The sequence below is a fragment of the Streptomyces sp. LS1784 genome, assembly GCF_020103755.1.
Lineage (GTDB): Bacteria > Actinomycetota > Actinomycetes > Streptomycetales > Streptomycetaceae > Kitasatospora.
In genome coordinates, this window is record NZ_JAHSQD010000329.1 from 1 (window position 1) to 9304 (window position 9304).

Below are 9304 nucleotides of genomic sequence, written 5' to 3' on the forward strand. Positions count from 1 at the left end.
GTGCCCCGGGGGCGTGCCCGCCGCCCGTGAGCGCCCCGGAGGCGCGCCCCCCGGTGGTCGGTCCTGCCGCTCGTCGTCGGCGGCCGAGCGTGGCCCGGGCGGCGTGTTCCTCGGCGGCCTGTCTCGCGGCCAGGTAGGCCTGCACGGCCGCCATGCCGTAGACGGGCTGGATGAGTTGGTGCCCCTTGAAGAAGGGTCTGGCCGGGGCGAACCCGGCGGCGACCACGAGGTCGCGGATCTCTGCTATCTCGGCCTCACTGCGGGCGGTGAAGCGGACCTCCCAGCCCTTCTTGTACGTATGGCCCTTCTCGCCGCTGCGACGGGCGGGGTCCGGGCGGCGGACGTATCCGGGCAGGCGGCCGAGGCGGAGCTGGGCCGCGCGGAGGCCGGCGGTCTCGTCACGTGACATGACGTAAGCCTAGGCAATTCCCGGGGTGCGATTGACGCCTTGGGGGTCCCTCGCCGTATGCCCTTGGTCACTCTGGGTCAGGCGACCAGGTCGGCGATCGTTCTCGATCACATATGACAACCTGATGAGCGTCAATTACTCCAAATGAGTGAGGGTATGAGGACTTTAGTGCGGGCTGATCCCGGTTTCGCGACGGTTGAGTAACAGTGCATCAGGCCCCCGGTCGCCGGTCCGGGCGGTTGGGGATGGTGTCGGCATGAGCTACCGGATTCCGTCGCCGCCGCCGTCCCTGGAGGAACTGGCGAAGCGTCAGCAGAACGTCGTCACCGCGAGCCAGCTGCGCGCCCGGGGCGTGCCGGCCCGGATCATCACCGAGCACTGCCGCCGGGGCGGCCCCTGGCGGCGGATGCTGCCCCGGGTCTACCTGCTGCAGTCCGCCGAGCCCACCCCGGAGCAGCGGATGTGGGTCGCGCTGCTGTACGCCGCGCAGAACGGCCGCGAGGAGGGTCGCCGGGAGGGCGCGGTGATCACCGGCGCGGCCGCGCTGGCCCTGTACGGCTTCACCGTCGTGCCCCGGCTGCCCGCGGTGACCGAGGTGGACGTCCTGGTGCCGCGGCAGCGCCGGCTGAAGGACGTCGGCGAGGTGCGGATCCGGCGCACCGAACGGGAGTTGGTGGCCCGCTCGGTGCACGGGCTGGCCTGTGCGCCGGTGGCCCGGGCGGTCGCCGACGCGTTGGCCGAGTGGACGGCGGAGCCGGGGCACTCGGCGCCGGTGCGCGAGGTGCTGCGGGAGGCCGTCGCCCTGCCCGACAACCTCTGCACCGCACGGGAGTTGGTGGTCGAGCTCACCGATTCCGGGCTGACCGGCGAGCCCCGGGTGCGAGCCGCACTGGACGAACTGCTCGCCGCAGAGCGCGACCTGGTGCTGGATCAACTCGGTCGCCTGATGGACGAGTGGCTGCTGCCCGCCCCGCTGAACGCCCCCGAGCTGCGGATGCGCGGCGGCACGTACATCGCCGTCCCGGACCTCTACTGGCCGGAGCGGGGCGTCGCGGTGGAGGTGGACTCGGAGCTGCGCTGCGTGAGCGAGGGCGAGGCCGCCTGGGTGCGCGGCGGCCAGCACCGGATGGAGTACCTGGGCATCCGGGTGGTGTACGTCTCCGGGGCCGGGCTGGCAGCCGACCCGGACGCGGTCGGCGGCGAACTGCGTGAGGCGTACCGGGTCGGCGGGACGGACGTGGTGGAGCTGCTGGTGGTCTGAGCCGGCCCGGAGCCCGACCGGACCGTGGAGCCGCACCCGACGGCACCGTGAGCACGCTCCGGCGACCGCGGAGCCGCACCGACGGCACCGCACCCACGGCACCGCACCCACGGCACCGCACCGACGGCACCGCACCCACGGTCCCGCGACCGCGGAGCCGCAGCACGGCCCCGGAATCCGCTACGAACGGACCACCGGTGTGCCGACCAGCTCGACCCCGGCCGCCCTCAGCTCCGCCAGCGCGGCGGCGGTGGTCTCCGGGTGCACCCCGGCGGTGAGGTCCAGCAGCACCCGGGTGGTGAAGCCCGCCCGGGCGGCGTCCAGCGCGGTCGCCCGGACGCAGTGGTCGGTGGCGATGCCGACCACGTCGACCTCGTCGACCTGCCGTTCGTGCAGCCACTCCACCAGGCCGCGGTTGTTCTCGTCCAGCCCCTCGAAGCCGCTGTACGCCGCCGAGTGGGCGCCCTTGTCGAAGACCGCCTCGACCGCGCCGGAGATGACGGCGGGCGCGAAGTTGGGGTGGAAGCCCACGCCCTCGGTGCCGGCCACGCAGTGCGGTGGCCAGCTGTCGACGTAGTCCGGCTCGGCGGAGAAGTGGTCGCCCGGGTCGATGTGGTGGTCGCGGGTGGCGAGGATGTGCTGGTAGCCGGGGGAGGACTCGGCGATCAGGTCGGTGATGTCGGCGGCCACCTCGGCGCCGCCGGCGACGGCCAGGCTGCCGCCCTCGCAGAAGTCGTTCTGCACGTCGACGACGATCAGTGCCCGGTGCATGGCTTGCATCCTCGGATCTCGGGGGCCCGCGGGAGGCGGCGCCCCGGTGGAGGGAGCCCTCGGGAGTGCGCGGCCCGGCCGTGCCGGGCGCGGGGGGTCCTCGGGGAGCTCCGGGGGAACTCGGGGAACTCTACGGCTGACTCTAGGGAGTGGCGGGCGGGGGCGGAAGCCCCGGAGCCGGTCCGGTGGCCCGGCCCCGGGCTCCGCTCAGTGGGCCGGCCCGGCGGGCAGGAGCAGTTCGGTCGGCAGGACCGGGTCGCCCTTGGACAGCTGGGTGGCGGACAGCGGCAGCGCGGCGCGGGCGCGCACGTGCCGGTCGCGGGCGGCGCTCAGCGGTTCCCGGCCGACGGTCTCGCCGGACAGCACCAGCGGCACCTGCATCAGGTGCGGCCGCAGTTCGTCCGGGACGGGCCCGGTGCCGACCACCTCGGCCTCGGCCACGCCGTCGGTGTCGGGTCGGCGGGCCGCCCACTTGCGGCCGCCGATGCTGGTCTTGCCGCCGGCCGCGCGCTTGGCCACCGGCACCATCGGGCCGCCGTCGGCCCCGGCCCGGGCGACCAGCTTGTAGACCATCGCGCAGGTCGGGTGTCCGCTGCCGGTGACGAGGCTGGTGCCGACGCCGTAGCCGTCCACGGGGGCGGCGGCCAGGGCGGCGATCGCGTACTCGTCCAGGTCCGAGGTGACGATGATCCTGGTCCGGTCGGCGCCGAGTTCGTCCAGCTGGCGGCGGACCCGGTGGGCCAGCAGGGTGAGGTCGCCGGAGTCGATCCGGACGGCGCCGAGTTCGGGGCCGGCCACCTCGACCGCGGTGTGCACGGCCTCGCGCAGGTCGAAGGTGTCGACCAGCAGGGTGGTGCCCTTGCCCATGGAGGCTATCTGCGCCGTGAAGGCGTCCCGCTCGCTGTCGTGCACCAGCGTGAAGGCGTGCGCGGCGGTGCCGGTGGTCGGGATGCCGTGGGTGAAGCCGGCCTCCAGGTCGGAGGTGGCGACGAAGCCGGCCACGTAGGCCGCCCGGGCGGCGGCGACGGCGGACTGCTCGTGGGCCCGGCGGGCGCCCATCTCGATCACCGGGCGGCCGCCGGCGGCGGCGGTCATCCGGGAGGCGGCGGCCGCGATGGCCGAGTCGTGGTTGAGGATCGAGAGGATCACCGTCTCCAGGATCACCGCCTCGGCGAAGCTGCCCTCGATGGTGAGCAGCGGCGAGCCGGGGAAGTAGACCTCCCCCTCGGGGTAGCCGTGGATGTCGCCGCGGAAGCGGTAGTCGGCGAGGAAGCGCAGGGTGTCCTCGTCGACCACGTCCTGGTCGGCCAGCCAGTCCAGCTGCGGGGTGGTGAAGCGGAAGTTCTCGACGGCGTCCAGCACCCGGCCGGTGCCGGCCATGACGCCGTAGCGGCGGCCGTTCGGCAGGCGGCGGGTGAACACCTCGAAGGCGGAGCGGCGGTGTGCGGCCCCGCTGCGCAGGGCGGCCTGCAGCATGGTGAGCTCGTAGCGATCGGTGAGCAGGGCGGTCGAGCCGGCCGCTCGCACGGAAGTGGCGTCCATACGGATGATGCTACTACCACTTAGCGTCAGAGTGACGATTTCTCGTCGAGTGCGGTGGGCCGGAATCGCTCGGGTGTCCCCCGGATGGCAGCATGGGGCATGAGGGGTTACGGACGACTGTGCAGCGAGGAGGACCCGGCGTGAGCGTCGCGCCCGTGGAGATCGAGCGCCCGGAGGTCGAGGGGCTGCCGGCGACCGAGCCGGACACGCCCTGGGTGACCATCGTGCACAACGACCCGGTCAACCTGATGAGCTATGTCCAGTACGTCTTCCAGGCCTACTTCGGCTACCCGAAGGACAAGGCCCGGAAGCTGATGATGGACGTCCACACCAAGGGTCGGGCGGTGGTCTCCAGCGGGTCCCGCGAGGAGATGGAGCGCGACGTCCAGGCGATGCACGGCTACGGCCTCTGGGCGACGCTGCAGCACGACTGACGCCGACCCGACCGGCGCAGGGGCGACCGGCACCGACCGGACCGGTGCCGGAGCGCCGGCCGTACGACCGAAGACGACGAAGACGGGCTGACCGATACAGATGGCTGGGTTGTTCGAGAGCACCGGCGGTGGCGGCGCGGCGATCGCGCTGGACGAGTGGGAGGCCTCCATCCTGCGCTCGCTGGAAGTGCAGTTGCTGGAGCTGATCGGCCCCGGCCCGGGCGGGGAGGGCGGCGACCCGCTGGCCGCCTTGTTCGCCGAGGGCCCGACCGAGGCGCCCGCCGACCCGGTGCTGGCCCGGCTCTTCCCGGACGCCTACCGCGACCCGGAGAAGCCGGAGGGCGAGGAGGCCAGGATCGCGTCCGGGGAGTTCCGTCGCTTCACCGAGCTGGACCTGCGGGCCCGCAAGCGGGACGACGCGCTGTTCGTCGTCCGGGCGCTGGACGGCCTCGGCGACGGCGGGGTGCTCAAGCTGGCCGCACCCGAGTGCCTTCGCTGGCTGGGCGCGCTGAACGACCTGCGGCTGGCCGTCGGCGTCCGGCTGGAGGTCTCCGAGGACGACGAGGACGGCCTCTACGAGTTGCCGGACGGTGACGAGCGCAAGCCGTTGGTGATGGCCTACCTGTGGCTGGGCGCCCTGCAGGAGTCGCTGCTGGAGGCGATGGCGGACTGAGCCCGGCGGGAGATCCTGCCCGATTCCGGGCAAGCCCCGGCCATTTCGTCCAGAATATGGACGATCGGCCGGGGCATTTCTTATGAAAATCGGGCAAAACATACCAGGTCATGCTCAAATAACGCTCAGATGGACACCGTTATACGAACTTCGCGTGGTACGACTTCTCCACCCCCGAGACCGACCAGGACGGTGCACCATGGCCGAGAAGTCGTACGACGACATCGTCGACAGCACACCGGATGCGGAGGGCTACGAGCGCGGGCTCGGCAGCCGCCAGATCCAGATGATCGCGATCGGCGGCGCGATCGGCACCGGCCTGTTCCTCGGCGCGGGCACCGCGATCTCCCGCTCCGGCCCGAGCCTGATCCTCTCCTACGCCGTCGCCGGCCTGGTGATCTTCGTGATCATGCGGGCGCTCGGCGAACTGCTCACCTACCGCCCGGTCTCCGGCAGCTTCGCCGAGTACGCCCGCGAGTTCCTCGGCCCCTTCGCCGGGTACGTGACCGGCTGGACGTACTGGCTGTTCTGGGTCGTCACCGGCATGGCGGAGACCACCGCCGCCGCTGTCTACGTGCGGTTCTGGGCGCCCGACATACCGCAGTGGATCAGTGCGCTGACCTTCCTGGTCCTGCTCTACGCGGCCAACCTGATCTCGGTGAAGCTGTTCGGCGAGATCGAGTTCTGGTTCTCCATGGTCAAGGTCACCGCCATCATCGGCATGATCCTGATCGGCGTCGGGGTGCTGACCCTCGGCTTCAGCAAGGCCGGTGACACCGCGTCGATCGGCCACCTCTGGCAGGACGGCGGCTTCTTCCCCCAGGGCATCGGCTCCACCGTGATGACCCTCCAGATCGTCATGTTCGCCTACCTGGGCGTCGAGTTGGTCGGCGTCACCGCGGGCGAGAGCGAGAACCCCGAGAAGACCCTGCCGCGCGCCATCAACACCCTGCCCTGGCGGATCGCGCTGTTCTACATCGGCGCCCTGGTGGTCATCCTCTCGCTCGTGCCGTGGACCGAATTCCAGCCCGGCGTCAGCCCGTTCGTCGCCGCCTTCGGCAAGATCGGCATCCCGGCGGCGGCCGGCATCATCAACTTCGTGGTGCTCACCGCGGCGCTCTCCTCCTGCAACTCCGGGATGTACTCCACCGGCCGCATGCTGCGCGACCTCGCGCTGAGCGGCCAGGCCCCGCGGCGGCTCACCAGGCTCAACGCCCGCCGCACCCCGGCCTTCGCGATCACCGCCTCCTGCCTGCTGATGGGCGTCGGCGTGTTGCTCAACTACGTCGTCCCGGCACGGGCGTTCGAGTACATCACCTCGGTCGCCACGGTCTGCGGCCTGTGGACCTGGGCGATGATCCTGATCTCCCAGATCCGCTACCGCCGGGCCTGGCGGGCCGGCCACCTGCCGCCGCCCACCTTCAAGGCGCCCGGCGGCGCCTGGGTCAGCGGGGCCGCGCTCGCCTTCCTCGCCCTGGTCGTGGTGCTGATCGGCCTGGACCGGGACAACCGGGTCTCGCTGTTCGTCTTCCCGGGCTGGGCCCTGCTGTTGGTGATCGGCTACCGGGTGCTCAAGCGCCGCGACCCGCAGGCCGTCCGCGGCGCCGCCCCGGACCGGGCGCCCGCCCGCGACGGGAACGTGGACGCCCACTGACCGCCTGACCGCGCCTCGGACGCCCCGGCGCCCGGACACCCGTTCTGGGCCCGCCGGGGCGTGGCTATCCTGACCGCATGCTGACCATCACCCGAGAACTCCGCGACCGGATCGTGGCCCACGCCCGCGCCGACCACCCGGACGAGGCCTGCGGCGTGGTCGCCGGACCGGCCGGCAGCGGACGGCCCGAGCGGTTCATCCCGATGCTCAACGCCGCCCGCTCGCCCACCTTCTACGAGTTCGACTCGGGCGACCTGCTCAAGCTCTACCGCGAGATGGACGACCGGGACGAGGAGCCGGTGATCGTCTACCACTCGCACACCGCCACCGAGGCCTACCCCTCGCGCACCGACGTGCGCTACGCCTCCGAGCCGTTCGCCCACTACGTCCTGGTCTCCACCGCCGAGGGCAACGGCGAGGAGGACCCGTACCAGTTCCGTTCGTTCCGCATCGTGGACGGCGAGATCACGGAGGAAGACGTGCAGGTGGTCGAGGCCTACCCGGCCTGACCGGTGCGCCCGCGGACCCGGCCCGCCGACTCCTGGCGAAGGGGTGGCGGGCCGCCGTCGTCTCAGCCCTGGGGACGCGAACATCCGGATCCCGAGACGGGCATGTCCGAGCGGGCCCGGGAATCTATACGATGAACCCATGCGTTCCGTCGATGTGAGCACTCAGGCCCCGGGCACCCGCCTCGTGGCGCGCCTGCACATCGACCTGTGCCGGCACGCCGGCGCGATCTGTCCCGGTACGTCCGCGCGCTCGCGCTGAGAGCCGCTTCGCACCTCACCCGGGGCCCGTCGCCCTCCGGCGCCGCCGAGCCCCCGGGCGCCCGCCCTGCCGCGTCCGCTGCGGCCCACCCACTCCACGACTCGCACAGGAGCGCACTCATGGCCATCGAGGTCCGCATCCCGACCATCCTCCGCACCTACACCGACGGTGCCAAGGCCGTCGAAGGCAACGGCAGCAACCTCGGGGAACTCTTCACCGACCTCGACGCCCGCCACCCGGGCATCGCCGCCCGACTGGTCGAGGGCGGCGAGCTGCGCCGCTTCGTCAACGTCTACCTGAACGACGAGGACGTCCGCTTCCTGGAGGGCATCTCCACCGCCGTCGCCGACGGCGACAGCGTCACCATCCTGCCCGCCGTGGCCGGCGGCGCCCGCTGAAGTCCCGGGCTCCCCCCGCCGCCCACGGTGGGGGAGCCGCTCCTCCACCCCCACCGCCTTGGCCGGAGGCCTCCCTTGCGTTACGACAGCCCGCTCGAAGCCGTCGGCAACACCCCGCTGGTCCGCCTGCCGAGGCTGTCCGCCGCCCTCCCCGGCAACGCCGAGGGCCTGGTCAGCCTGTGGGCCAAGCTGGAGGACCGCAACCCCACCGGCTCGATCAAGGACCGCCCGGCCCTGCACATGATCGAGCGCGCCGAGGCCGACGGCCGGCTCACCCCCGGCTGCACCGTCCTGGAGCCCACCAGCGGCAACACCGGCATCTCGCTGGCCATGGCCGCCAAGCTCAAGGGCTACCGGATGGTCTGCGTGATGCCCGAGAACACCAGCGAGGAGCGGCGCGAACTGCTCCGCATGTGGGGCGCCGAGATCATCTCCTCCCCGGCCGCCGGCGGCTCCAACACCGCCGTCCGGATCGCCAAGGAGATCGCCACCGAGCACCCCGACTGGGTCATGCTCTACCAGTACGGCAACCCCGACAACGCGGGCGCCCACTACACCGGCACCGGCCCCGAGATCCTCGCCGACCTGCCGACCGTCACCCACTTCGTGGCCGGCCTCGGCACCACCGGCACCCTGATGGGCGTCGGCCGCTACCTGCGCGAGAAGGTCCCCGGCGTGAAGATCGTCGCCGCCGAGCCGCGCTACGACGACCTGGTGTACGGGCTGCGCAACCTGGACGAGGGCTTCGTCCCCGAGCTGTACGACGCCGAGGTGCTCACCACCCGCTTCTCGGTCGGCTCCGCGGACGCCGTCCGCCGCACCCGTGAACTCCTCCAGCAGGAGGGCATCTTCGCGGGCGTCTCGACCGGCGCCATCCTGCACGCGGCGATCGGCGTCGGTCGCAAGGCGGCGGCCGCGGGGGAGCGCGCGGACATCGTCTTCGTGGTCGCCGACGGAGGGTGGAAGTACCTGTCCACCGGCATCTACACCGCCGAGTCCACCGAGGCCGCGGTCGAGGCGCTGCAGGGCCAGCTCTGGGCGTAGGGCGCACCTGCCAGATCCCTAACGGCCTTCCAGCACCTTCCGGGTGCGGGCCCAGACCTGCCGGTCCACCGTGCCGGCCCGGCGGCGGAAGGCCGACAGCGGCACCTCCCGCAGCTCGTCGGTCTCCAGCCAACTGGTCCGGTCCTGCCGGTCGCCCACCGAACCGGGCGGCAGCGGCAGCACGCCCGGGCGTTCGGCGTGGTGCTTGCTGGTGATCTTCGCGACGGTGGCGGTCCGGCCGTGCACCCGTAGCACCAGGCACGGGCGGTCCTTGGACCCGGGCCCGTCCTCGAACGGCACCTGCGCCCACCAGATCTCCTGCGGTTCCGGGCCGGCCCCCGTCCGCGGCC

12 protein-coding genes are annotated in these 9304 nt (G+C 72.3%); 8 read left to right on the forward strand and 4 right to left on the reverse strand.

Going from position 1 to position 9304, the window contains the following annotated elements; all coding sequences use genetic code 11:
• On the reverse strand, positions 1–409 hold a 409-nt coding region (locus KS423_RS29400), incomplete at its 3' end, for a hypothetical protein (RefSeq protein WP_224282808.1).
• Between the two features lie 256 nt (positions 410–665).
• On the opposite strand from KS423_RS29400, the gene KS423_RS29405 reads away from it, so the two are divergent.
• Entirely contained in the window at positions 666–1670 is a 1005-nt protein-coding gene (locus KS423_RS29405; RefSeq protein WP_224282809.1) for a hypothetical protein, read from the forward strand.
• Between the two features lie 180 nt (positions 1671–1850).
• Here KS423_RS29405 and KS423_RS29410 read toward each other — a convergent pair whose 3' ends face one another.
• Both KS423_RS29410 and KS423_RS29415 read right to left on the reverse strand, forming a co-directional pair.
• On the reverse strand, positions 1851–2441 hold the full coding sequence (locus KS423_RS29410) for an isochorismatase family protein (protein ID WP_224282810.1): 591 nt from the start codon (positions 2439–2441) through the stop codon (positions 1851–1853).
• Between the two features lie 207 nt (positions 2442–2648).
• Entirely contained in the window at positions 2649–3983 is a 1335-nt protein-coding gene (locus KS423_RS29415) for a nicotinate phosphoribosyltransferase (protein WP_224282811.1), read from the reverse strand.
• Between the two features lie 140 nt (positions 3984–4123).
• On the opposite strand from KS423_RS29415, the gene clpS reads away from it, so the two are divergent.
• From clpS to KS423_RS29445, 7 genes are all read left to right on the forward strand, one after another.
• Positions 4124–4417 (forward strand): ATP-dependent Clp protease adapter ClpS, encoded by a 294-nt coding sequence (gene clpS / locus KS423_RS29420; RefSeq protein ID WP_224282812.1) that lies wholly within the window; start codon positions 4124–4126, stop codon positions 4415–4417.
• Positions 4418–4517: 100 nt separating this feature from the next.
• On the forward strand, positions 4518–5090 hold the full coding sequence (locus KS423_RS29425; RefSeq protein WP_224282813.1) for a DUF2017 domain-containing protein: 573 nt from the start codon (positions 4518–4520) through the stop codon (positions 5088–5090).
• A 199-nt stretch (positions 5091–5289) separates the two neighbouring features.
• Positions 5290–6744, forward strand: a complete 1455-nt coding sequence (locus tag KS423_RS29430) for an amino acid permease (protein ID WP_224282814.1) — start codon at positions 5290–5292, stop codon at positions 6742–6744.
• A 77-nt stretch (positions 6745–6821) separates the two neighbouring features.
• A complete protein-coding gene (locus KS423_RS29435) occupies positions 6822–7253 on the forward strand; it encodes a Mov34/MPN/PAD-1 family protein (RefSeq protein WP_224282815.1) in 432 nt (143 codons plus the stop codon).
• A gap of 139 nt (positions 7254–7392) precedes the next feature.
• Entirely contained in the window at positions 7393–7512 is a 120-nt protein-coding gene (locus KS423_RS48605) for a putative leader peptide (RefSeq protein WP_374120048.1), read from the forward strand.
• A gap of 119 nt (positions 7513–7631) precedes the next feature.
• Entirely contained in the window at positions 7632–7910 is a 279-nt protein-coding gene (locus tag KS423_RS29440) for a MoaD/ThiS family protein (RefSeq protein ID WP_224282816.1), read from the forward strand.
• A gap of 75 nt (positions 7911–7985) precedes the next feature.
• Positions 7986–8954: a PLP-dependent cysteine synthase family protein gene (locus KS423_RS29445; protein ID WP_224282817.1), complete on the forward strand. Its 969-nt coding sequence runs from the start codon at positions 7986–7988 to the stop codon at positions 8952–8954.
• An 18-nt stretch (positions 8955–8972) separates the two neighbouring features.
• On the opposite strand, the gene KS423_RS29450 is transcribed toward KS423_RS29445, so the two are convergent.
• A partial coding sequence (locus KS423_RS29450) for a type II toxin-antitoxin system PemK/MazF family toxin (protein WP_224282818.1) occupies positions 8973–9304 on the reverse strand: 332 nt, incomplete at its 5' end.

Excerpts from the sequence above, each read along its gene's own strand:
- KS423_RS29405 (WP_224282809.1), top strand. The coding sequence starts at position 666 with ATGAGCTACCGGATTCCGTCGCCGCCGCCGTCCCTGGAGGAACTGGCG.
- KS423_RS29410 (WP_224282810.1), bottom strand. The coding sequence starts at position 2,441 with ATGCACCGGGCACTGATCGTCGTCGACGTGCAGAACGACTTCTGCGAG.
- KS423_RS29415 (WP_224282811.1), bottom strand. The coding sequence starts at position 3,983 with ATGGACGCCACTTCCGTGCGAGCGGCCGGCTCGACCGCCCTGCTCACC.
- KS423_RS29425 (WP_224282813.1), top strand. The coding sequence starts at position 4,518 with ATGGCTGGGTTGTTCGAGAGCACCGGCGGTGGCGGCGCGGCGATCGCG.
- KS423_RS29430 (WP_224282814.1), top strand. The coding sequence starts at position 5,290 with ATGGCCGAGAAGTCGTACGACGACATCGTCGACAGCACACCGGATGCG.
- KS423_RS29435 (WP_224282815.1), top strand. The coding sequence starts at position 6,822 with ATGCTGACCATCACCCGAGAACTCCGCGACCGGATCGTGGCCCACGCC.
- KS423_RS48605 (WP_374120048.1), top strand. The coding sequence starts at position 7,393 with ATGCGTTCCGTCGATGTGAGCACTCAGGCCCCGGGCACCCGCCTCGTG.
- KS423_RS29440 (WP_224282816.1), top strand. The coding sequence starts at position 7,632 with ATGGCCATCGAGGTCCGCATCCCGACCATCCTCCGCACCTACACCGAC.